We start from the raw sequence: 23,492 nt of genomic DNA on the forward strand, positions 1-23,492 counted from the left end.
TGCCGCTTTCTTTTTTTATTAAGATTCAATTTTAAATTTCTTCGTAATGTCCTGAAGTTCTTCCGCCATGTTTGCCAACGTTTCCGCTGAAGAGCTGATTTCTTCCATGGACGCAAGCTGTTCTTCCGCCGAAGCTGCGATATCCTGAATGCCTGCTGAGCTTTCTTTCGCCACTGCTGAAATATCTTCAACAGCACTTGACACTTCCTGTGATCCGGCTGACAGTTGTTCAACCGTCGCGTTCAAGTTTTGCAATTCGCCGGAAATTTGGGTTGTCATCTCATAGATTTGTTTAAAGCTTTCCGCTGTTTGATCCGTAATCTGCAAGCCTTCTTTCACTTCATGATTCACGGATTGGAACATTGTAAGTGAGGTGCTGATTTCCCTGACAATCTCTTGAATTAATCCTTCAATTTCCTTGGCGGAGTCTGCTGATTGTACAGCAAGTTTTCTAACCTCTTCCGCAACTACTGAGAAACCTCTTCCGTATTCTCCCGCTCTTGCCGCCTCAATCGCAGCATTTAATGCAAGCAGGTTGGTTTGATCAGCAATGCCGTTAATCACATTCAAGATGCTTGTGATGTCTTGCGATTTTGTTTCAAGGCCCTTCACAACCGCTTCCGCTTTTTGAACGGATTGGTCAATTGTTTTCATCTGGCCGACTGTATGCTCCACCAGCTTTTCTCCGCTGCCCGCTGCCTCAGAGGACTGAATCGATGATTTCGTAATGGTTGAAGAGGCCTGAGCCACTTTTGAAATCCCCTCGTTCATTTGAGAAAGATGATTTGAGCTTGTTTCCAGTTTCTCGCTTTGTGCCTCGTTGCCATCTGAGAACTGTTCGATGGCAAGTGTAATATGTTCAGTTGCCTTGCTTGTTTGGGCTGCGCTTGCTGTCAGCTCCTCAGAAGATGAAGCGACGTTTTCTACAGACGTTTGAATAACGCCGATTACAGAACGCAATGATGCAGACATTTCATTAAAGCTTTCGCCAAGCTGGCCAAACTCGTTTTTCGAGTGAATGTCAATGACTTCTGTGAGATCTCCGCTGCTGATTTTTGCAGACGTTGAGACAAGTTTTCTTAACGGCTTGGTGATGGCACGGATAATATAGAGTATGAGTATGCCGCCGATTACTATTGACACGCATAGAATGATAACCGCAGTGTTCAGCACCGGGCTTGAAGCATCTTGCAATTCACTGACAAAATATGTGCCCGCGATTTTCCAGCCAGTCAGTTTATTTGTCGTAAAGGCCATTTTCTTTTCTTTGCCTTCGAATGTATATTCAAATGAGCCTTCTTTTTTGGAATATACTTGGTTTGTCCAATCGCCGGAACCGGTTGTCCCCGGCTTAATGGTCGGATGAGCGATATATTTTTTGTTGCCTGTCGTAATAAATGCAAAGCCTTCTTTACCGATTTTGATTCTTTTTGATGCAGTAAGCACTTCATCCAGGTTTAAATCTAGCGCTATAACCCCTGAACCGTCTTTTAATTGTTTTGAAATTGTGACAACGATATCTCCTGTCGCTTCATCGGTATACGGTTCTGAGAAAACAGCCTGTCCTTTTTCCGCAACCGCCTGTTTGTACCAGTCACGTCCTGTCGGATCGAAACCTTTCGGAACACCGCTATCCGGATATTTATAAAGCTTCTTATCTTCTGAGGCAGCATAGATTGCGCCTACATCGTCGTTAAGTGTCGTGTACTGCTTAAATTTCTCTTTCAGTAATGTTTTGTTTTTGCCTAACAATATGTCTTTATCAACTGTCTCACTATAATAATCTATTGCTTTTACTTTATCTTCTAATTTATTTTGCAGCGTACTGTTTAGTTCTTCAACATTTCCCTTCGCACTGCTTATGAGCTCTCTGTCTAACGCGTTCCAAGCTGATTGATAACTGAAATATGCTAAAACCCCAACCGGCAAAATAAGCACTGCCAGAAACGCAGCGATTAGCGGTTTGCTGATCGATGGCTGTTTGATCCATTGTATGAATTTTCCCATTCTCGTTGACTCCTCCTTTAAGATAAATCTAATATCGTCAAACTAGGATAAAAGGTTTAATAAAAAAACTAAAAAAAACACCCAAGCGCAAAAGCTTGGGTGTTAAGGCTTATTATTCAATTTTGAATCGTTTGGTCATATCCCGAAGCTCTTCCGCCATAGAGGAAAGGGTCTCTGCAGACGAGCTGATTTCTTCCATGGAAGCTAGCTGCTCTTCAGCTGACGCCGCGATATCTTGTATATGCGCTGAGCTTTCTTTTGAAATCGATGCAATGTGCTCAGACGCTCCCGAAACTTCTTCGGAGCTGGCAGAAAGCTGCTGAACCGTCGCACTCATATTTTGCAGTTCGCCGGCGATTTGGTTCGTCATTTCAGAAATGCGTTTGAAGCTTATTTCTGTTTTATCTGTGATGTCAAGTCCTGTCTGCACCTCTTGATTGACAGATTGGAACATGCCGAGTGATGTATTGATTTCCTTCACAATTTCGATGATTAATCCTTCAATCTCTTTTGCTGAATCTGCTGACTGTACTGCCAGTTTTCTTACTTCTTCCGCTACAACGGAGAAGCCGCGGCCGTACTCGCCTGCGCGCGCTGCTTCAATTGCTGCGTTTAAGGCAAGCAGGTTCGTCTGGTCTGCGATGCCGTTGATCACACGCAAAATGTTTGTAATATCTTTCGATTTCGTTTCCAATCCGCGTACGACTTGCTCCGCTTCTTTAACGGACTTGTCAATGACATTCATTTGGCCGACGGTTTGATGAACAAGCTTGCCGCCTTCACTTGCAATTTCTGTCGATTGAACAGATGAATCAGTGATCACTTCAGAAGCTTGAGCCATATTCGTCAACCCGTCATTCATTTGATAAATGTGCTCTGCTGCCGTTTCAATGTTTTCGTTTTGTTTTTCATTGCCGTTAGAAAATTGTTCAATCGCCAATGTAATGTGCTCTGTTGCCTTGCTCGTTTGCGCAGCTGATGCAGTCAGCTCCTCAGAGGAAGCGGCAACATTGTCTACCGAATCCTGGATGGCGTGTATGAGAGAACGAAGTGACGACGCCATATTGTTAAAGCTTTTGCCGAGCTCGCCCAATTCATCTTTTGAACGGATATCAATGGTTTCCGTCAAATCTCCCTCGCTGATCCGCTTAGAGGAACCGACAAGCTGTTTCAGCGGTGTTGTAATCGACCGAATGATCAATGTCATGACGATAATCCCTATGATAATAGCTGCGGCCAAGACAATTAAAGCAAGGTGAAGGACAGGCTGGGCTGCCTCATGGATTTCATCCAAATACATGGTGCCGCCGATCTTCCATCCCGTCAACTTGTTTGTGTCAAAGGCCATTTTTTTCTTATCGCCATCCATGGTGTATTGAAAATCGCCTTTATCAGCGTTCAGCATCTTATCGAGCCAGTCGCCTTTTAATTCAGTTCCTGATTTTTCATTCGGGTGTGCGACAACTTTTTTGTCCTTCGTCATGATAAATGCGTAGCCTTGTGTGCCGATGTTGACTTTTTTGGTTGTTTTCAGCAGATTTTCAATCGTCATGTTGATTGCAATAACGCCTGAACCATCTTTTGTCTGCTGGGCGATTGTCACAACCATCGTATTTGTCGACGCGGTTTTATAAGGGTCTGTGATCACGACTTTCCCTTTATTTGCAACCGCTTTTTTGTACCAGTCGCGTTCAACCGGATTATAGCCGCTTGGCATCGGAAGATCCGGATAGCGGATAAAGTGCCCTTTTGTGTCACTTGTATAAATGGATTCTACATCCTTGTTAATGCTGATATATTGTGAGAATTTCTCTGCAATGCTTGCATTGCTTTTTGCATTGTATTTCTCTTTTGTCAGCCATTCGCTGAAATAATCAGCACTGTTTTCTTTTTCGCCGATGCTGGTGTTAATGATTTCGTTTAATTGCTGTACATTTTCCAATGCGCTCCCCATCATCTGTCTGTCGAGTGAGCTGCTAGCCGATTGATACGCAAAGATCGCCAATATGACAACCGGTATGATGAGGATCGACAGAAAGGAAACGAGAAGCTTCCGTGTAATTGATCTTTGTTTTATGAGTTGGAGTATTTTTTTCATCATTCATTTCTCCTTTTTTATGCTACCCTTCATATCGGCTGGAAATGGGTAAATATATACAGCAAAAAAGAAGAAATTTAACAAAAGTAACTAATTTCCCATAAATAAATAGTATTTTAGACCTATTATTTGTCTACTTTAAATTGTTTTGTCAGATCACGGAGTTCTTCAGACATTCTTTCAAGCGTCAGTGCAGATGAACTAATCTCCTCCATGGATGCCAGCTGTTCCTCAGCTGAAGCGGCGATATCTTGGATGCCATCCGAGCTTTCCTTAGAAATGGCAGTGATATCATTTGAAGCTGCGGAAATTTCTTGAGCTCCCGCTGACAGCTCCTCAACCGTCGCATTCATGTTTTGCAGCTCGGAAGCAATTTGATTGGTCATTTGCGATATATGTTTGAAGCTCTGTTTAGTTTCATCCGTCATGACAAGCCCTGTTTCAACTTCTTTGTTTACGGACTGAAGCACGTTCAGTGATGTGTGAATTTCTTTTACTATTTCACTGATCAGCGATTCAATTTCTTTTGCTGAGTCAGCCGACTGTACCGCGAGCTTTCTCACTTCCTCAGCGACGACTGAGAAGCCCCGGCCGTATTCACCCGCTCTGGCAGCTTCAATGGCGGCATTTAAAGCCAAAAGATTGGTTTGATCCGCAATGCCGTTGATGACACGCAAAATATTCGTGATATCCTTTGATTTGATCTCCAGCCCTTTCACCACTTGTTCCGCTGCTTTTACGGAATGGTCAATTGTGTTCATTTGGCCGGCTGTTTTCTGGACGAGTGTCTCCCCTTTGCTTGACACTTCGGTTGAATCTGCGGATGTTTCTGTAATCACTGCTGCAGCCCGCGCCAGCTCTGCCAATCCGTCATTCATTTCATTAATTTGTTCGGTTGTCGTTTCTATTTTCTCGCTTTGGCTTTCACTGCCGTTTGAAAATTGCTCGATAGCCATCGTAATGTGCTCAGTGGCTCTGCTTGTCTGGTCTGCCGATGCAGTCAGCTCTTCAGACGAGGAGGCAACGTGTTCTACTGAGTCTTTGATCCCGTGAATGAGCGAGCGAAGCGAGTGTGCCATATGATTGAAGCTCTCACTCAGAACGCCGAGTTCATCTTTTGAATTGATTTCAATCGTTTCGGTTAGATCGCCTTCACTAATTTTTTCAGCGGATGCGACAATGCGTCTCAATGGCTTTGTGATGGATCGAATCACAAAATAAATCGCCGTCATTCCAGCTCCGATGGCAATCGCCAGAACGATTGAAGCCATGATCAGAACCCTGCTTGCAGCATCGTGAATCTCGTTTGCATACATCGTGCCGCTGATTTTCCAGCCTGTTGTTTGGCTTGTTGCAAATGCCATTTTTTTCTTTTTGCCTTTGTACGTATATTCAAAGTCCCCGCTTTTATCCTTGTAGAGCTTATCAACCCAGTCCCCTTTTAGCTCTGTTCCCGCTTTTTCTCCGGAGTAGGCGATGACTTTCTTGTTTTGGCTCAAAATAAAAGCATAGCCTTCTTTTCCGATATTGATTCCTTTCGCGGTAGTGACTAAGTCATCAATTTTCATATCAATGGCGACAACGCCTGACCCATCCACCGTTTGACGGGCGATGGTGACGACCATTTTTCCTGATGAAATCGATTCATAAGGCTCAGTGACAATTGTTTTGCCTTTATTGGCCATTGCTTCTTTGTACCAATCTCGTTCCAAAGCATTAAAGTCGCTTGGCATGTCAGCGTACGGATAACGTGTGAAGTCCCCGTCTTTGCCGCTTGAAAATACCGCAGCGACATTATCATTCATTTGGATAAATTGTTTAAATTCCTGTTTCAGCTCTGTTTTCTTTTTATCCTGAAATTTTTCTGCTGTAGCCCAATCGCTGAAATATGCGAGGCTTTTTTCAGTAGTGCTGATTTTATCATCAATGATGTGATCTAATATCTGAACATTTTCCTTTGCGCTTTGCGTCATCTGTACATCAAGTGAGGCAACTGCTGATTGATAAGCGCTAACCGAAAGGGCGGTTATCGGAACAATTAAGATCAGCAGGAAAGAAATAATAAGTCTCCTTGCAATTGATGATCTGCGAATAGTGGTGAGTGTTTTTTTCATTTCCTTTTGAACCTTCTTTCAATAATTTACAAATTATATCGGCGGATCTTCCTTTAAATTACATTGAAAATGGAGGAAAAAATGAAAAATAGTTCTAAATTCACCTGTTAAACTAGGACTTTATTATTGTTTACCATATAAAAAAACAGCGCTTTGATAGCGCTGTTTTTCGGTTTTTACTCGATTTTAAATTGTTTCGTCAGATCGCGAAGCTCTTCTGCCATCTGCGCAAGAGTCGTCGCTGAGGAACTGATTTCTTCCATGGAAGCAAGCTGTTCTTCAGCTGATGCGGCAATGTCCTGGATGCTTGCCGAGCTTTCTTTCGACACGTCTGCAATGCCGCTGACTGCTGCTGAAACATGCTGTGAACGGTCTGACAGCTGCTCGACGGTGGAATTCATCGTCTGCAGCTTGCCCGCGATTTCGTTTGTCATGCTGAAAATGCTCTGGAAGCTTTCTTTTGTATTGTCTGTGACAACAAGTCCGGACTGTACTTCCTGATTGACCTCTTTAAACATGTGAAGAGAGGTGTCGATTTCTGCGACGATTTCTTGGATCAGCTTTTCGATTTCTTTCGCTGAATCGGCTGATTGGACAGCCAGCTTGCGCACCTCCTCCGCTACGACAGAGAAGCCGCGTCCTGACTCTCCGGCACGCGCCGCTTCAATGGCTGCATTTAGTGCAAGCAGATTTGTTTGGTCAGCGATTCCGTTGATGACTCTCAAAATGCTTGTGATGTCTTTTGATTTTCCTTCTAAGCCTTTGACAACAGCTTCAGCCTGCTGAACAGATTGATTAATCGAGTTCATTTGTCCGACTGTCTGCTGCACAAACTTCTCACCCGTTCCGGCGATTTCCGTTGATTGGATAGATGCCTTTGTAATATCTGACGATGTTTGTGAGACTTGCTGGAGTCCTTCATTCATTAAGTTCAGCTGATGAGAGCTGGATTCAACCTTTTCGCTTTGCTCCTCGTTTCCGTTTGAGAACTGCTCAATCGCCATCGTAATATGCTCGGTGGCTTTACTCGTCTGCCCGGCAGATGCGGTAAGCTGTTCGGAAGATGCGGCCACATTGTTCACCGAGTCCTGAATAGCGCTGATCAGAGAGCGGAGAGATTGTCCCATTTCATTGAAGCTTTCCCCAAGCTCTCCAAGCTCATCCTTTGAATGGATTTCGATCGTTTCGGTCAGATCCCCCCTGCTGATCGTTTTCGATGATTGAACAAGACGTTTTAACGGTTTTGTAATCGAACGAACGATAAACAGAATTAAAATTCCGCCTGCCACAATGGAAGCAATCAGCACAATCATTCCTGTTGTCAGCACAGACTTTGAGGCATCCTTAATTTCATCCATATACATTGTGCCGGCTATTTTCCAACCAGTCAGTTCGTTTGTAGTATAGGTCATCTTTTTATCTTCGTTATTAAGAGTATACTGGAGTTCACCGCTGTCATTCGCATACATTTTGGCTACCCAGTCGCCTGAAAGCTTTTCTCCAGCCTTATGGTTCTTGTGAGCGACATAGGTTTTGTTTTTTGTTGCAATGAAAGCATAACCTTCTTTTCCGACCTTGATTTGTTTCATTTGTTCTAACAATTTATCAATGGTAATATCCATGGCGACAACGCCAGATCCGTCCTTCAGCTCCTGTGCAATGGTAATGACCATGCTTCCGTCACTCGCAGCCACGTAAGGATCTGTCACGACAATTTCACCGCCGGCCTTCATCGCATCCTGGTACCAAGGGCGTTGTCTCGGGTCGTATCCTTCCGGCAATTTTTCTTTTGGCGCTTGTACATAAGTGCCGTTATCTGCGCCCCCATAAATTCTGGCTACTCCTTGATTAATAGATACATATTGTGAAAATTTAGCTTTGATCTCTTCTTGATTTGATTTCCCTTTGAATGCGGATCTTTTAAGAGATTCACTGAAAAAGGTGACTGCTTTCGCTTTTTCTCCCAGATCATTTGTAACAGTTGTATTAAATGTATCGACACTGTTTTTCGCATTTCCCATAATTTCCTGATCCAGCTTTCCGCTGGCGCTTCGGTAAGAGCTAAATTCTAATATAAGAATAGGGATAATGAGAATCGCAATAAATGAGACGATTAATTTCTTTGAAATAGACGGTTTCTTCAGCCAATTGATAAAAGTCTTCATGTCACTTGCTCCTTCAGGTTTGATACAGTATATATCGGCTGCTTAAAAAAGTTTTAAAATAAAAAATGGAAGAAGTTCTTTTTGGCTGTCTTCTGCCTTTTTAACTTTCATTGCCCAAGCTCTTTGCATATCTTATAAAAAACAAGGGGGGCTAAACATGATTATTGTATCAGGACAATTGCTCCGTCCCCAGGATATTGAAAATTGGCAGATTGATCAAGATCTGAATCCGCTCTTAAAAGAGATGATTGAGACGCCTGTTCAGTTTGATTATCATTCAATTGCTGAACTGATGTTTGAGCTTAAACTGCGGATGAATATTGTAGCAGCGGCAAAGACGCTGCACAAAAGCGGGGCGAAGTTTGCCACTTTTTTAAAAACATACGGGAATACAACGTATTGGAGGGTTTCACCGGAGGGCGCCTTGGAGCTGAAATACAGAATGCCGCCTTCAAAAGCGATTCGGGACATTGCAGAGAACGGCCCGTTTTATGCGTTTGAATGCGCAACCGCAATCGTTATCATTTATTACTTGGCCTTAATCGATACAATCGGAGAAGATAAATTCAATGCCAGCTTTGACAGAATTATTTTATATGACTGGCATTATGAGAAATTGCCGATATATACGGAAACAGGACACCACTTTTTCCTTGGAGATTGTTTGTATTTTAAGAATCCTGAATTTGATCCGCAAAAGGCGCAATGGAGAGGCGAAAATGTGATACTACTGGGGGAAGATAAATATTTTGCCCATGGTCTTGGAATCTTAAACGGAAAGCAAATTATTGATAAGCTGAATTCTTTTAGGAAAAAAGGAGCCTTACAGTCAGCCTACCTTCTGTCTCAGGCGACCAGACTGGATGTTCCGTCTCTTTTCCGCATCGTCCGCTAAAAAGCCCCATCGCCTATTTTCCGGACGATGGGGTTTCAAATGCCTTTCGTTTTCGATAGAAGGGGGCTGTGCCGAAATATTGGTTCACAGCCCACTCCATTTTTTCAAGGTCATTTCTTGTCACGATTGGATCCTGGCTGCTCCATTTGATAAAGCGGACAAAATAGTAGCCTTTGATAGGAACCATTGTAACTTTTGAGTGAGGCCAGCCTTCAAATACAAACTCAATTTTCCCTCTTTTTTTATAAGAATATTGAAGAATGTTCATATCTGTCACCTCAGTTTATCAAGTTACGTTCGGCAAAGCTCGGTACGTTTACATCCATTGATTGACTATCCCTCATGCAGGCTTTCCTGAAAACAAAGGGTGAGGCGCGTGTCTCTTTCCCTCGCTTTTTATTTCGCATATGGACGAATGCCAAGCGCGCCTTCATTCGATAAAGCGGCAGCCGGGGCGGGTGTGACAAGCCCTCCGGCTATCGGCGTTTGTTCAGCGATCATGCTTTTGTCAAAAAAACAGCCTATTATCCCATCATTTTGATATAGCATGTCCGGGTGCGAGGGCCGTCAAATTCACAGAAATAAATGCCCTGCCACGTTCCAAGAATGAGCCGGCCGTTTTCCACAATGACATGCTGTGAAGCTCCGACTGTACTCGACTTCATGTGTGCAGCTGTATTGCCCTCCATATGGCGGTCCAGCTCATGTTCCCACGGATAAACCTCATCAAACCTTCTGAGCATATCTTTTTTGACGTCCGGATCGGCATTTTCATTAATTGTAATGCCCGCAGTCGTATGCGGACAGTAAATCAGCGCTGCGCCGCTCGTTATACCTGTTTCTTGAAGAAACGCTTCCACCTCCCGGGTGATATCAATCATTTCATCTCGTTTGGTTGTTTTGATTTGCAGTGTTTTCAGCATTTGTTTCTCCTTTCGTTTGTCCGCTCTCATCGCTTAATTCGTTCTGTGTTCTTTTTTTTCCTGTTAAACCGCTCTCATAAACCCGATAAAACAAAAAAACTCCAGTCTAAGGCTGGAGTTTAGCACCATAGATATATTCTTGCTTCATACGGCTTTAAGAGTGCTGATGTCATATGCTTGTGCGGCTCTGTTTCAATATTTGACAAGACGAGTGCATCTGATGACAATGGCAATCCAGAGTGCCTGAACAACGCCGGTGTTCCTGTCAGATTGGCCGCAATCAGTGCAGTATGGCTCTCGTTTTTCCGAAGATATGCAAAGATTTGCTGATCTTCCGGTATAATGAGCTCGTATGTCCCGTTAATAAAAACATCATATGTTTGGCGCAGCTTGATCAAGCTTTTGTAAAAATGGTAAACGGATGTTTTATCGTTTTTTTGCGCCTCGGCATTCAGCCATTTGTAATTCTCATTGATTCCGATCCACGGTTTGGCCTCAGAAAATCCGGCGTATGGACCAGCATTCCATTGCATCGGCGTTCGCGAATTGTCTCTTCCCTTTTTCCAGACAATCTTCATCACATCCTCGTGTGATGTGCCTTTCGCTGTTTTTGTTTCATACAGGCGTTTCATCGCGACATCATCATAGTCATCAATAGATGGAAAAGCCACGTTCGTCATCCCGAGTTCCTGTCCCTGATAAATAAACGGTGTGCCTTTCATGAGAAAATAAACAGCGGAAAGCGCTTTTGCACTTTCTTTCAGGTACACTCCGTCGTCTCCCCACACAGAAACTGAACGGGGCTGGTCGTGATTCTCCATAAACAAAGCATTCCAGCCGATCCCTTCCAGACTGTCCTGCCAGTCAGTTAAAATTCGTTTAAATGCAACGATATCAATACTTTCATTGATCTCTACATCCCACAGGCCGAGATGCTCAAATTGAAAAATCATGCTGAATATGCCGTTTTTTTCTCCAGCCCAATCAGCTGCTTCTTTTGCAGCGACGCCGTTTGCTTCACCAACTGTCATGATCGGATAGCGGGAAAATGTGTTTTCCTTCAGCTCTGTTAACAAATCCATAATGCCGTCAGCATTCATATGATAAGGAAAGGAAGGGACATAGTCCAGCCCCTTTGGATTCGGCATGTTGGGAAGCCCTTCTTTTTTCTTAATATGCGTAATGGCATCCACCCGAAATCCGTCAATTCCTTTATCAAGCCACCAATTGATCATGTCATAAACGGCATTCCTCACCTGTTCATTTTCCCAATTCAAATCAGGCTGTTTTTTATCAAAAAGGTGCAGATAATACTGGCTTGTCTTTTGATCATACTCCCAAGCCGGCCCGCCGAAAATGCTTTCCCAATTGTTGGGCGCTTTTCCGTTTTTGCCGTCTTTCCAAATATACCAGTCGCGCTTTTCCGAGTGTATGGATGAACGGGATTCTATGAACCATGGATGTTCGTCGCTTGTGTGGTTCACAACGAGATCCATAATCAGCTTCATCCCCAGATCATGAATGTCACCAAGCAGTTCATCAAAATCTTCCATGGTGCCAAACTCGCTTAATATGTTTTGATAATCCCGGATATCATAGCCATTATCAGCATTCGGTGAGTCATACAGCGGGCAAATCCATATGACGTCAGCGCCCAGCTCTTTTATGTAAGAAAGCTTGGATCTGATTCCTTGAATATCCCCAATTCCGTCTCCATTTGAATCTTTAAAACTGCGGGGGTAAATTTGGTAAACAACGGCTTCCTTCCACCAAGCCTTTTTCATACAGCCACTCCTTCCCCAGTGTACCGGTCTTATATATCCTATGTAGAAAAAAGGCTTCACAGCATTGCTTTTTAAGAAATGACTTGATGACACAAAAAACAGCCGTTCGTTCCCCGGCTGTTTTTTATTAAAAATCAGTTTTTTTAATTTCTACAAAACGGATGTGATGATCTTCGGCGTCGAGGATTTTAAATTCACAGCCCTCCGCGTGTATCACATCTCCTGCTTTCAGCTCCATTTTTTGCGTTAGAAGCCAGCCTGCAATCGTATCAATTTCTTCATTTTCAATCGCAATGTCGAGAAGGTCATTCACTTCGTCTATTAGCGCTTTTCCATCCATCACATAATGGTGCTCGCCCTTTTTCAGAATGTGCGGTGTTTCATCCTGATCATACTCATCGCGGATTTCCCCGACGATTTCCTCTATAATATCCTCTACAGTGACAAGCCCCGCCGTTCCCCCGTATTCATCTACGAGAATCGCCATATGAATCCGCTCCTTCTGCATGCGGATTAAAAGCTGCTGAACAGGAATGCTTTCAATGACTCTGATAACGGGCCTCATGATTTGATTCAGCTTTATCGGCTGGCCGAGAAAATAAGCTTTAAACATATCTTTGCTGTTGATGATCCCTAAAATATGATCCTTGTCATCTTTGATGACAGGGTAGCGTGTATACCGTTCATTAATGATGTGATGAATTGCCTCTTCAAGCGACTGCTCCAGAGAGATAACCGCAATTTCTGTCCGCGGAATCATAATCTCTCTCGCTACCCGGTTGTCAAATTCAAAAATCTTATTTACATAGCGGAATTCAGACTGATTGATTTCTCCCTTTTCATAGCTTTCAGAAAGGATCAGCCTTAGTTCCTCTTCGCTGATGACAACCTCATGCTCCTTTACTGAATGAAAGCCAAACAATTTCACAAGAAAGCTTGCAGAGCCGTTTAATGCCTTAATAAACGGGTACGTGATTTTATAAAACCAGATCAGCGGCTTTGCAATCCATAAGCTTACAGCTTCAGCTTTTTGAATAGAAACCGTTTTCGGGGCAAGCTCCCCCATCACCACATGCAAAAAAGTGACGATGATAAATGCAACTACAAATGTGACAATGTGGTTAAACGGTTCCGGCATGCCTGTCATTGTAAATAAGGGATGAAGAAAACGTTCAAATGTAGGTTCACCAAGCCACCCAAGGCCGAGGGCTGTAATCGTAATCCCGAGCTGGCAGGCTGATAAATACTCGTCAAGATTGGAGATGATTTTATGTGCGGCTAGTGCTCGGCTGTCACCGCTTTCGATGAGCTGATTGATTTTTGAACCTCTGATTTTGACGATCGCAAATTCCGCTGCAACGAAAACAGCCGTAATGCCAATCAAAACAAAAATGGCGATCAATTGTAAAATAAGCAAAAAAAGCCCTTACCATAAATGGTAAGGGGCCACCTCCTTAACGTTAATTCTCATCACGACCGTTTAAGAAAATCATCACAAAACGAAGTAGTTCAAACAGGGAAACCAGGGCGGCGGCCACATACGTTAAGGCAGCAGCACTCAGCACTTTATTTACCCCATTTTCTTCATTGTTTCGGATGAATCCTTCTGACACAATAATCTGCTTCGCACGTGAACTTGCATTGAATTCGACAGGCAATGTAATCAGCTGGAAAAAGACAGCCGCTGAAAACAGTATGATGCCAAGCCCGATCAAATTCAGGCTGCCGAGAAGCATGCCTCCTAAGAAAAGCAAAGGAGCTACACCGGATGCAAAATTCACGACTGGGAAGATTTTATGTCTCAGCACAAGCGCACCATATGACTCCTGATGCTGCAAGGCATGTCCGACTTCATGGGAAGCTACGGATATGGCGGAAATTGAGCGGCCGTAATAGACCGGCTCAGATAAACGCACCACCCGTCTTGTCGGGTCGTAATGGTCTGTTAAAGTGCCTCTTACCGGTTCGACCGGCACGTCGTAAAGACCGTTTATATCTAAAATCCGTCTTGCCGTTTCTGCCCCTGTACGTCCGCTTGAGGCTTCCACTTTTGAATATTTTTCAAAGTTGCTCTTTACTTTAAATTGTGCCCAAAACGACAATCCCAATGCGGCTATTGTTAAAAATATAAACAGCATTTTTTCATCATCCTTTTTCCATGATCATTTCTCTATTACGATTATTTTAATGAGTTTTCTTTCTCGTGTACAGAAATGCGCTTTTTCTTCCGGCTTGGAGCACACAATCCAATCAGCAAAAAGAACAGGCCTGCTGAAAACAAATAAAAGGCGAAACTGCCGGCCAGTTCTTTCAGAAAATGAAGCCAGGAGAAGCTTCCGGAAAAGTGATTATATGAATTCAAATCGAAAATAAACAAAATCACCGCGGATGCCGCCAGCTGCGTACCGATTAAAACCACGATCGTTCTTTGAAAGATCGTCATCTTTTTCATCCTTTTTGTTTTAGTTTATGGAGAAATCCGGTTTTATATGTTTTGTACATTTTTTGAAAAACATCACCGGAAGTGGGACATACTGTTAGAAAAAAGCACGGGTGTGATGGAAGCTATGAAAGTGACGAGTGAGGAAAAGGAACAGCTGAGCACAGCAATCGACCGAATGAATGAAGGACTGGACGCGTTTATCCAGCTGTATAATGAATCGGAAATTGATGAACCGCTTATTCAGCTTGATGATGATACAGCCGAGTTAATGAAGCAGGCCCGAGATATGTACGGCCAGGAAAAGCTAAATGAGAAATTAAATACAATTATTAAACAGATTTTATCCATCTCAGTATCTGAAGAAGGAGAAAAAGAATGAAATCAAATCGGATATTTATTTCATGGCTCAGGTGGCCGTTATTTATCCGAATCGGGGTTATTATTTTATGTCTGATTCTTTTGTTCGGCCAAATCATTTATATACTTGAGCCTAAGCAGTTCACTTCGGTATTCGAAGGTATTTGGTGGGCTGTCGTTACGGTTTCTACAGTCGGTTATGGAGACTATGTGCCGCACACTCCGCTGGGACAGGCAGCCGGAATACTGCTGATTTTGAGCGGAGCAAGCTTTGTCACAGCGTATTTCGCTACGTTATCAGCGGCCGCATTCAGCAGACAGCATCGCTACATTGAAGGAAAAGTTGCTTACAAAGGCCGGGACCACATCATTCTGATCGGGTGGAATGAAAAAACAAACCGGCTTTTGAAGGACCTTCAGCTTGCCGCCCCTTCCAAAACAGTCGTACTAATCGATGAATCCTTAACAGAAGGCCCGCTTATTGAAAACGTTCATTTCATACGCGGGCACGCTGCCGATGATGGGACACTGAAACGGGCCAATATTACTGAAGCGGAATCAGTGATGATTACTGCCGATCAGTATAAAAGTGAAACTGATGCTGATATGCTGTCAGTGCTGACTCTTTTATCTGTTAAAGGTCTTAATCCCCTTGCTTACTGCATCGTCGAGATTTTAACTGACCGTTTTGTCACCAATGCGGAACGGGCAGGCGCAAACCAAATCATCGGAACTTCAGAATTTATCAGCCGGGCGATGCTGCAGCATTACCAAGTCAAGTTACGGCCGTCTAAACAGCAGAACGGAATCAAGCTGACACTTGATCAGCATGTGGAGCTTCTTGCTGTTCCTGACGAACTAAAGGGAGCGGCTTACAAAACCTGTGTTCTCTATTTCCTTGATCACAACACAACAATTATAGGCATACAAAAAAAGGAGGGGCCGATGCTTTCCCCTCCTCTTACATACAAGGTGCTCGAAACAGATCAATTCCTTGCCATCTAGTGTAACAGAACATCCTCCAATTCTTTCACGAGAGAGGCGCCGATATCCAAAAATGCCGGATCAATTTCCGCGTCCCGCCTTTCCGGTTCGGAAAATTGATTAAACAGTGATTGGAAAGGCCCTCCCTCGGCGTGATCGTCAACATCCGCCTGAAACACCTGTCTCAGCATAAATGGCGTTCCGATCCGGACGGCCGCCCCTCGTTCATCGAGACTGCCCTGTACCGCATTGACGGGAATTCTTAAAAATAAATAGCCGTCTCTATCATCAATTTTATAATCAAAGTAGCCATGATCGTATTCCCAGCCGCCGTTTATCACATAACCGAGCGGCTTCATCACTTGTTCCAGTTCTTGAAGCAGAAAAGACTGCCCATCTATCGCGGAAGGTATTGGTATCATCAGAATGCCCCTTTTTTCACTTATCCTGTCCCGCCGAACAAGACTTCATTCAGAGGCGCCTACATGGAAATCGTTGTTTCTTTCGCGCGGCCAACAGGAAAGAAAGCGCATTCAATTAAGAAGTAAACAGCCATTGCCGCTGCAAGCCAGACAGCTGAATCCCAAGACACATAAACAACCGTTGCATAGAGTCCTAATTTAGTGAAAAGAGTATGGGTTCGTTTTAAATGCAAAATCCGATGTACCGCATCGGTAAAAAGGGCAAGCGGCAAACCAATGAGAAGAAAGGCGTGGATGAAAAAATGTGAAAGCGTGCCGCCAAAGCTTGAAGAAAACTCTGTATACACGGCATCAAAGGAGATAAGGAAACTTAAAATAGCTGCAGAAAAACCGGCAATGATGAGATGTTTAACCAATTGTTTCATGAACATCAGCACCTTTCTGATTTTATAAAAAGCCGACCGGCAAATGCCAGTCAGCTTTCTCACATTAATCTTCCAGACGTTTTTCAAGCTCTGCTTTTTTCTCTTCAAAGCCAGGTTTGCCGAGTAACGCAAACATATTGACTTTATACGCTTCTACACCAGGCTGGTCAAACGGATTGACGCCAAGGAGGTAACCGCTCATCGCGCAGGCTTTTTCGAAGAAATATACAAGGTATCCAAAAGTATATGCATTCAGCTCAGGAATGTTAACGATTAAGTTCGGAACATTTCCGTCTGTATGGGCAAGCATTGTACCTTGGAATGCTTTTTTGTTAACGAAATCAACAGTTTTACCAGCTAAATAGTTCAAGCCGTCAAGATCGTTATCCGCTTCCTCAATTGTCAGTTCATGTTTAGGCTTCTCTACGTTCAGGACCGTTTCGAATAAATCTCTGCGGCCTTCTTGTACATACTGGCCTAAAGAATGAAGGTCTGTTGAATAGTTCGCTGAAGAAGGATAAATGCCCTTCTCATCTTTCCCTTCGCTTTCTCCGAACAGCTGCTTCCACCATTCCGCAAAGTATTGAAGCGCCGGTTCGTAGTTGATGAGCATTTCAATTGTTTTGCCCTTATTATAAAGGACATTGCGAACAACCGCATATTGGTATGCTGGGTTATCTTCCAGTTCAGATGTTGCAAAATCTTTGCTCGCATCCAGGGCGCCTTTCATCATGTCATCAATGTTGACGCCGCTGACAGCAATCGGCAAGAGACCTACAGCTGTTAAAACTGAATAACGGCCGCCGACATCGTCAGGAATAACGAATGATTCGAAGCCTTCTTCGTTAGAAAGCGTTTTTAATGCGCCGCGCTCTTTATCAGTTGTTGCATAAATCCGCGCTTTCGCTTCTTCTTTACCGTATTTCTCTTCAAGAAGCTTGCGGAAAATACGGAAAGCGATTGCAGGTTCAGTTGTCGTACCTGATTTAGAAATCACATTAATAGAGAAGTCAACATCTTCAAGAAGATCCATGACGTCTCTCATATAAGATGAACTGATGTTGTTCCCGATAAAAATCACTTGCGGATTGCCGCGTTTTGCTTTTGGCAAAGTGTTATAAAACGCGTGATTCAGCGCTTCAATCGCTGCCCGCGCTCCAAGATAAGAACCGCCAATGCCGACAACAAGCAAGACATCAGAGTCAGATTTAATTTTTTCCGCACTTTTTTTGATGCGCGCGAATTCTTCTTTATCATAATGTTCAGGGAGGTCCACCCAGCCTAGAAAATCGCTGCCCGCGCCTGTTTTTTCATGGATATTATGGTGTGCTGTTTTTACAAAGTCCCGCAGATATGTAAGTTCATGTTCGTTGAAGAAAGTCAACGCTTTTGAGTAGTCAAAGCGTACATGCGTCATTGCTTGTCCCTCCATAACGGTATAATGTTTTCATCTTTCACTTTATATGAACTTATCTGTGAAATCAAGTCAAGAAGAAAGGGCGGAATGACTGGATTCCGCCCTTTGAGTTTATAGAGACGCGCGAAGGATGGCAAGCACGTCATCTTTGTTCAATTTTTGGAAGTTGCCGAAGCCGCCGTGTTCCATTTCCTTGGCTGCGATATCAGCAATCAGCTCAAGCTTTTCTTCTCCAATATTGTAATCAGCAAGACGAGAAGGTGCACCGAGGCTTGTCCAGAACGCAGACAGTTTATCGATTCCTTCAAGCGCAATTTCTTTATCTGTTTTGCCTTCAGTATCAATGTCAAACATGTTGAGCATGAGGTTTTTGAAGCGGCCTACATTTGTATCAAGCGTGTATCTCATCCAATTTGGGAACAGTATTGCCAAACCGCCCGCGTGCGGAATATCATATACAGCTGAAACAGCGTGTTCCATTGTATGAGAAGCCCAGTCACCGAAGTATCCCATTTGGAGCGTGCCGTTTAAAGCAATAGTACCAGCATACAAAATCGTTTCACGAAGTTCGTAGTTTTCCAGATCTTCAAGAAGCTTAGGAGCTGTTTCGATGACCGTCTGCAAAACAGCAAAGCACATTCTATCCTGAAGCGGCGTGTTTTCAACATTGTGGAAGTATTGTTCGAATACGTGGCTCATCATGTCAACCATGCCGTATACTGTTTGATTTTCTGGAACGGTGAACGTATTTTCAGGGTCTAAAATAGAGAAACGCGGATGAGTGACATTGCTGCCCCATACAAATTTCTCGTTTGTTTCCCAGTTTGTAATCACGGAATCAGGGTTCATTTCAGAGCCTGTCGCAGCAAGCGTTAAAACAGTGCCAAACGGCAGCGCATCCTCCGCTGTTACTTTTTTGCTGAAAATATCCCAAGCGTCGCCATCGTATTTGACGCCAGCTGCGATTGCCTTTGTACAGTCAATCACACTGCCTCCGCCGACAGCAAGCAGAAAATCAATGTTATGCTCTCTGCAAAGTCCTATGCCTTTTTCCACTGTCGCAAGACGCGGGTTCGGCTCTACACCTGACAGCTCATGAACAACAGCGCCCTCTTCTTTTAAAATGCCTGTGACTTGATCATAAAGGCCGTTGCGTTTAATGCTGCCGCCCCCGTAAACAAGCAGTACATTTTTGCCGTATCGTTTGAATTCTTTTCTTAATTGTTCAAGCTGACCTTTTCCAAAAATCAGCTTTGTCGGATTATAATAAGTGAAATTTTCCATAGTAAAACCTCCAAATGATGCTGGTAAAAAAACAGATTTTCCATTGTAACATAAGTTGACAAAAAGAAAAAGGGAAGCAGCCAAACGGCTATTTCCCCTTTTTTTTATAGAGATGCTTTCAAAATTGACAGCACATCTTCTTTGTTGAGTGATTTAAATTGGCCGAATGTACCGTTAGCCATTGCCTTGTCAGCAATTGTGTCAAGCTGCTCATCATTAATATCATAATCAGCAAGACGGTTCGGAGCGCCAAGGCTTGTCCAGAATGCGGACAGCTTATCGATACCTTCAAGGGCAATTTCTTCATCCGTTTTACCTGCTTCTTCAACATCAAACACGCGAACTGCAAGCTGTTTCATGCGGGCAGGGTTTTCAGACAATGTGTGTCTCATCCAGTTCGGGAACAAAATTGCCAGTCCGCCGGCATGCGGAATATCATAAACGGCTGATACTGCATGTTCAATATTATGAGTAGCCCAATCCCCTCTTGCCCCCATAGAAAGCATGCCGTTTAATGCGATTGTTCCTGTGTACAGGATCGTCTCACGCAATTCGTAATTTTCGAGATCATTGATCAGCTTAGGCGCTGTTTCAATGACTGTACGCAAAAGTGATTCACACATGCGGTCCTGATACGGCGTGTTTGATACATGATGGAAGTATTGTTCGAATACGTGGCTCATCATGTCAACCATCCCGTAGATCGTGTGGTTTTTAGGTACGGTGAATGTATTCACCGGATCAAGAATCGAGAATTTAGGGAATACGAGCGGGCTGCCCCAGCCGTATTTTTCTTTTGTTTCCCAGTTTGTAATAACAGATCCTGAGTTCATTTCTGAACCAGTTGCAGCGAGAGTCAATACCGTTCCGAATGGCAAAGCATCTTTTGGCTGATGCTTTTTCGTAACGATATCCCACGCATCACCATCATACTTCGCTCCTGCGGCAATCGCTTTTGTACAGTCGATTACGCTTCCGCCTCCGACAGCCAGCAAGAAATCAATGTTTTGTTCTTTACAGATGGCAACACCTTTATTAACAGTCGACACACGAGGATTCGGTTCCACACCTGCTAATTCATGCACGGTAGCTCCGGCTTTATTCAGCTGTTCAATCACTTGATCATACAGGCCGCTGCGTTTAATGCTGCCGCCTCCGTACACAAGCAATACGTTTTTTCCGTAAGGTTTGAGTTCCTCCGGAAGTCTTTCCACTTCGCCGCGCCCGAAAATTAATTTGGTCGGATTCCAGTATGTAAAGTTTTGCATGACATCTCCTCCTTAGATTTTTTATTATGCAGAATGTCCTCACCACATGTAAAGCAATCAGCTCTCACCGATCAGCATACCAGATGGTTTTATTTTGCAAGATGCTGGGAAAGAAGCTGATATAAGCGAGGGCAGGCCAGCTTCCCTCATATGGAGAATGCATGTATAGATTCTCCAATATGTCACAATCTATAACTGTTTTAATAATTCATGGAGGAGGTTGCAAAACATGAGTACCATTCAAAGAATTTGTCTTGTATTAACCATCATTGGCGCCATTAACTGGGGACTGATCGGATTTTTCCAATTTGACTTAGTAGCGGCTATCTTCGGCGGCCAAGGGTCAGCTCTTTCCCGAATCATTTACGGACTTGTCGGAATCGCCGGCTTAATCAACCTCGGTCTGCTATTTAAGCCAAACGAGGAAAGATCACGTGAAGAAGCAGCAAATCCTGAAATGCGATAGGATATCAATCACGCTGAAATAGGATTTTGCATGAAATCAAAAGCACCGAACATTCCTGTCCGGTGCTTTTTTCATCTTATTTTTTGATAAGGTCTTTGCGGTTGGACATTTCGATCCACTCTTCAAGCTTATCTTTTAATGTGTTGAAACCTTGTGGTGTAGAAGCTTCTTCGCTTACTTGAGCAGCTTTAGGTTTTCTTGGTTTGCTTTCTTTTTTCTCAGGCGCAGCTTGTGTCGCACGAATTGAAAGGCTGATTTTGCCTTTTTCTTCATCAACAGCAAGTACTTTTACTTGTACTTCGTCGCCAACTGAAAGGTGCTCGTTGATATCTTTTACGAAACCGTGAGTCACTTCAGAAATGTGTACTAAACCTTGAGTTTCTTCATCTAATGCAACAAACGCACCATACGCTTGTAATCCTGTAACTTTACCAGTGTAAACACTGCCCACTTCAAATTTTGCTGCCATTCATAACAACTCCTAAGTTAAATTAAATATCTGTTTATACGCAATTTAAAATTATATCACACATGTCTTATTTCCGCAAAGAAAACTTTTTTATAAAAAATCAGGTTTATGCACAGCAAAAAGGGGGTAAACTGAAAATACCAAAGGCTTTCTAGTATTCCCCCCTTTTATTGGATGCGAACAAAAGGTTCGTATCTTTTTTTTATGTTGTTTTGTGCAGGAAGCGTTTCATTCTGACTAACGCTTCTTGAAGCTGTTCAATCGAGGTTGCGTATGAACAACGGATATATCCCTCACCGCTCGGACCAAACACACTTCCAGGAACAACTGCCACTTTTTCCTGCGTCAGTAGCTCCTCGGCAAACTGTTCTGAACTCATTCCCGTGCTTTTAATAGATGGAAAAGCATAGAAAGCACCGCCCGGATGATGACAGCTGAGACCGATTTCATTGAGCGATTCTACAAACAGATTCCGTCTTCTTCGATAGCTTTTTTTCATTTTTTCTACGTCTTCCATGCCGTTCTTCAGGCCTTCAAGGGCGGCAAACTGCGCCATTGCGGGCGCGCACATCATCGCATACTGATGAATTTTAAGCATTGCATCCCGAAGCAAGGATGGTGCCGCAGCAAAACCGAGCCTCCAGCCCGTCATTGCAAATGCTTTTGAAAAGCCTGAGATGACTACCGTCCGTTCTTTCATTCCCGGTAATGCCGCTATACTTGTAAATTCCTCATCATATGTCAGCTCTGCGTAGATCTCGTCGGCTAAAACGATGACATCATGTTTTTTGGCAAACTCAGCAATCTCATTCAGCTCTTCCTTCGAATAAACCGAACCTGTCGGATTCGATGGTGAGCAGATGAGAATGGCCTTTGTTTTTTCAGTGACTGCCGCTTCAAAATCAGCAGCCGTTGCTTTAAATCCTTTGTCTGCCGTTGTATGAACGTGAACCGGGATACCGCCTGCCAAAGAAACAAGCGCATCATACGCCACAAAACACGGCTCAGGAATGATGACTTCCTCACCTGGATTCACAATGGCGCGGATCGCAATATCCAAAGCCTGACTTGCCCCCACTGTCACAATCAGCTCATTATCTGGCGAGTAGCTAAGATCAAACCTGTTGCTCAAATAACGGCTGATTTCCTCCCGCAATGAGTATAAACCCGCATTGGCCGTGTATGACGTATATCCTTGTTCAAGAGAGAGAATGCTTGCTTCGCGGACATTCCACGCGGTAACAAAATCAGGCTCGCCGACGCCTAAAGAAATGACGCCTTCCATCGTTGCCGCCAAATCAAAGAATTTGCGGATGCCGGATGGCTTTATTTGTTGTACATAGTCTGATAAATACGAAGTCATTTACGGTGACACCACGATTCTTTTGTCGTCGTCTCCTGTTTCAAACACTTTGCCGTCATGCTTGTATTTTTTCAGGATAAAATGGGTTGTCGTAGATACAACTGAATCAAGCGTTGACAGTTTATCCGAAACAAAACGCGCTACGTCAGACATCGAGTTGCCGCGAATCACGACAGACAAATCGTATACGCCTGACATCAGGTAAACTGATTCAACCTCTTGGAATCGGTAAATCCGTTCCGCCACTTCATCAAAACCGACGCCCCGCTTCGGCGTTACTTTGACGTCAATCATGGCCGTAACGCCCTCATGTCCGTCGACTTTTCGCCAATCAATCATAGCGGAATAATCGATAATAACCTTTTCTTTCTCCAGTTTGTCAATAATTGTTTTCACTTCATTTACAGGGATGCCCGCCATCTTTGCGATTGTTTCTAAATCGGCGCGGCTGTTTTCGTCTAAAATTTCTAATATTTCTGTTTCTTTTTCTGTCAATTTCATTTGATTCACACCTTTGCAATGTCAAGAAATCTCATGACATTATATCACGTTTTTTGACGAATGCTAAGAAAAAACGAGGAGAAACTTCCGCTAGAATTGACAATTTC

Annotated in this window: 23 protein-coding genes; 4 read left to right on the forward strand and 19 right to left on the reverse strand. The window is 43.5% G+C overall.

All coding sequences use genetic code 11. The annotated features are described in order from the left end of the window. Window positions 1-18: 18 nt before the first annotated feature. The 4 genes from tlpB to mcpB all read right to left on the reverse strand — a co-directional run bounded on the left by tlpB (window position 19) and on the right by mcpB (window position 8,384). Window positions 19-2,007, reverse strand: coding sequence for a methyl-accepting chemotaxis protein (gene tlpB, locus QF06_RS13925; protein ID WP_038828460.1), 1,989 nt, complete (start codon window positions 2,005-2,007; stop codon window positions 19-21). 112 nt (window positions 2,008-2,119) lie between these two features. Next, a complete protein-coding gene (gene mcpA, locus QF06_RS13930) occupies window positions 2,120-4,108 on the reverse strand; it encodes a methyl-accepting chemotaxis protein (RefSeq protein WP_438821146.1) in 1,989 nt (662 codons plus the stop codon). A 122-nt stretch (window positions 4,109-4,230) separates the two neighbouring features. Then, window positions 4,231-6,219, reverse strand: coding sequence for a methyl-accepting chemotaxis protein TlpA (tlpA, locus tag QF06_RS13935; RefSeq protein WP_003243846.1), 1,989 nt, complete (start codon window positions 6,217-6,219; stop codon window positions 4,231-4,233). Between the two features lie 176 nt (window positions 6,220-6,395). Then, window positions 6,396-8,384, reverse strand: a complete 1,989-nt coding sequence (mcpB, locus tag QF06_RS13940; protein ID WP_003243461.1) for a methyl-accepting chemotaxis protein McpB — start codon at window positions 8,382-8,384, stop codon at window positions 6,396-6,398. Between the two features lie 157 nt (window positions 8,385-8,541). Here mcpB and QF06_RS13945 point away from each other — a divergent pair, with 157 nt between their 5' ends. Next, on the forward strand, window positions 8,542-9,279 hold the full coding sequence (locus tag QF06_RS13945; protein ID WP_003243977.1) for a protein-glutamine gamma-glutamyltransferase: 738 nt from the start codon (window positions 8,542-8,544) through the stop codon (window positions 9,277-9,279). 13 nt (window positions 9,280-9,292) lie between these two features. Here QF06_RS13945 and QF06_RS13950 read toward each other — a convergent pair whose 3' ends face one another. The 7 genes from QF06_RS13950 to QF06_RS13975 form a co-directional block, all read right to left on the reverse strand. Then, complete coding sequence (locus QF06_RS13950; RefSeq protein ID WP_038828455.1) at window positions 9,293-9,547, reverse strand: hypothetical protein; 255 nt, start codon at window positions 9,545-9,547, stop codon at window positions 9,293-9,295. A gap of 256 nt (window positions 9,548-9,803) precedes the next feature. After that, the gene (locus QF06_RS13955; protein ID WP_003243483.1) at window positions 9,804-10,202 is read right to left on the reverse strand and encodes a secondary thiamine-phosphate synthase enzyme YjbQ; all 399 of its coding nucleotides are present in this window, start codon (window positions 10,200-10,202) and stop codon (window positions 9,804-9,806) included. After that, on the reverse strand, window positions 10,162-10,296 hold the full coding sequence (locus QF06_RS21900) for a hypothetical protein (protein ID WP_003243642.1): 135 nt from the start codon (window positions 10,294-10,296) through the stop codon (window positions 10,162-10,164). Before QF06_RS21900 ends, QF06_RS13955 begins: the two co-directional genes overlap by 41 nt. A gap of 25 nt (window positions 10,297-10,321) precedes the next feature. Continuing rightward, window positions 10,322-11,986 carry a glycoside hydrolase family 13 protein gene (locus QF06_RS13960; protein WP_041850594.1) on the reverse strand — a complete coding sequence of 555 codons (1,665 nt, stop codon included), beginning with the start codon at window positions 11,984-11,986 and terminating at the stop codon, window positions 10,322-10,324. Window positions 11,987-12,113: 127 nt separating this feature from the next. After that, on the reverse strand, window positions 12,114-13,403 hold the full coding sequence (locus QF06_RS13965) for a hemolysin family protein (RefSeq protein ID WP_038828450.1): 1,290 nt from the start codon (window positions 13,401-13,403) through the stop codon (window positions 12,114-12,116). Window positions 13,404-13,446: 43 nt separating this feature from the next. Beyond that, a complete protein-coding gene (locus QF06_RS13970) occupies window positions 13,447-14,124 on the reverse strand; it encodes a zinc metallopeptidase (RefSeq protein ID WP_003228889.1) in 678 nt (225 codons plus the stop codon). 41 nt (window positions 14,125-14,165) lie between these two features. Further along, window positions 14,166-14,429 (reverse strand): YuzI family membrane protein, encoded by a 264-nt coding sequence (locus QF06_RS13975; RefSeq protein ID WP_003243434.1) that lies wholly within the window; start codon window positions 14,427-14,429, stop codon window positions 14,166-14,168. A 46-nt stretch (window positions 14,430-14,475) separates the two neighbouring features. Here QF06_RS13975 and mstX point away from each other — a divergent pair, with 46 nt between their 5' ends. Further along, window positions 14,476-14,808 (forward strand): biofilm formation protein MstX, encoded by a 333-nt coding sequence (mstX, locus tag QF06_RS13980; protein WP_003228886.1) that lies wholly within the window; start codon window positions 14,476-14,478, stop codon window positions 14,806-14,808. Further along, window positions 14,805-15,791 (forward strand): potassium channel protein KbfO, encoded by a 987-nt coding sequence (kbfO, locus tag QF06_RS13985; RefSeq protein ID WP_003242502.1) that lies wholly within the window; start codon window positions 14,805-14,807, stop codon window positions 15,789-15,791. The genes mstX and kbfO overlap by 4 nt, the downstream gene beginning before the upstream one ends. On the opposite strand, the gene QF06_RS13990 is transcribed toward kbfO, so the two are convergent. The 5 genes from QF06_RS13990 to QF06_RS14010 form a co-directional block, all read right to left on the reverse strand. Then, window positions 15,788-16,192: a YugN-like family protein gene (locus QF06_RS13990; protein WP_003228878.1), complete on the reverse strand. Its 405-nt coding sequence runs from the start codon at window positions 16,190-16,192 to the stop codon at window positions 15,788-15,790. The genes kbfO and QF06_RS13990 overlap by 4 nt on opposite strands. Window positions 16,193-16,251: 59 nt before the next feature. Further along, complete coding sequence (locus tag QF06_RS13995) at window positions 16,252-16,623, reverse strand: hypothetical protein (protein ID WP_072175168.1); 372 nt, start codon at window positions 16,621-16,623, stop codon at window positions 16,252-16,254. Window positions 16,624-16,681: 58 nt separating this feature from the next. Next, window positions 16,682-18,034, reverse strand: coding sequence for a glucose-6-phosphate isomerase (locus QF06_RS14000; protein WP_003243401.1), 1,353 nt, complete (start codon window positions 18,032-18,034; stop codon window positions 16,682-16,684). A gap of 111 nt (window positions 18,035-18,145) precedes the next feature. Further along, window positions 18,146-19,318 carry an iron-containing alcohol dehydrogenase gene (locus tag QF06_RS14005; protein ID WP_032726782.1) on the reverse strand — a complete coding sequence of 391 codons (1,173 nt, stop codon included), beginning with the start codon at window positions 19,316-19,318 and terminating at the stop codon, window positions 18,146-18,148. 104 nt (window positions 19,319-19,422) lie between these two features. After that, window positions 19,423-20,586, reverse strand: coding sequence for an iron-containing alcohol dehydrogenase (locus tag QF06_RS14010; protein ID WP_003228869.1), 1,164 nt, complete (start codon window positions 20,584-20,586; stop codon window positions 19,423-19,425). A 229-nt stretch (window positions 20,587-20,815) separates the two neighbouring features. Between QF06_RS14010 and QF06_RS14015 the strand changes: the two genes are divergently transcribed. Further along, window positions 20,816-21,052, forward strand: coding sequence for a DUF378 domain-containing protein (locus tag QF06_RS14015; RefSeq protein WP_003220771.1), 237 nt, complete (start codon window positions 20,816-20,818; stop codon window positions 21,050-21,052). 76 nt (window positions 21,053-21,128) lie between these two features. Here QF06_RS14015 and yugI read toward each other — a convergent pair whose 3' ends face one another. The 3 genes from yugI to QF06_RS14030 form a co-directional block, all read right to left on the reverse strand. Continuing rightward, entirely contained in the window at window positions 21,129-21,521 is a 393-nt protein-coding gene (yugI, locus tag QF06_RS14020; protein WP_003228864.1) for a S1 domain-containing post-transcriptional regulator GSP13, read from the reverse strand. A gap of 202 nt (window positions 21,522-21,723) precedes the next feature. After that, window positions 21,724-22,884, reverse strand: coding sequence for an aminotransferase (locus QF06_RS14025; protein WP_003228862.1), 1,161 nt, complete (start codon window positions 22,882-22,884; stop codon window positions 21,724-21,726). Beyond that, window positions 22,885-23,385, reverse strand: coding sequence for an Lrp/AsnC family transcriptional regulator (locus QF06_RS14030; RefSeq protein WP_009968070.1), 501 nt, complete (start codon window positions 23,383-23,385; stop codon window positions 22,885-22,887). It abuts the gene before it with no gap. Window positions 23,386-23,492 lie beyond the last annotated feature (107 nt).

It is taken from the genome of Bacillus sp. YP1 (assembly GCF_000877815.1).
GTDB classification, from domain to species: domain Bacteria; phylum Bacillota; class Bacilli; order Bacillales; family Bacillaceae; genus Bacillus; species Bacillus subtilis.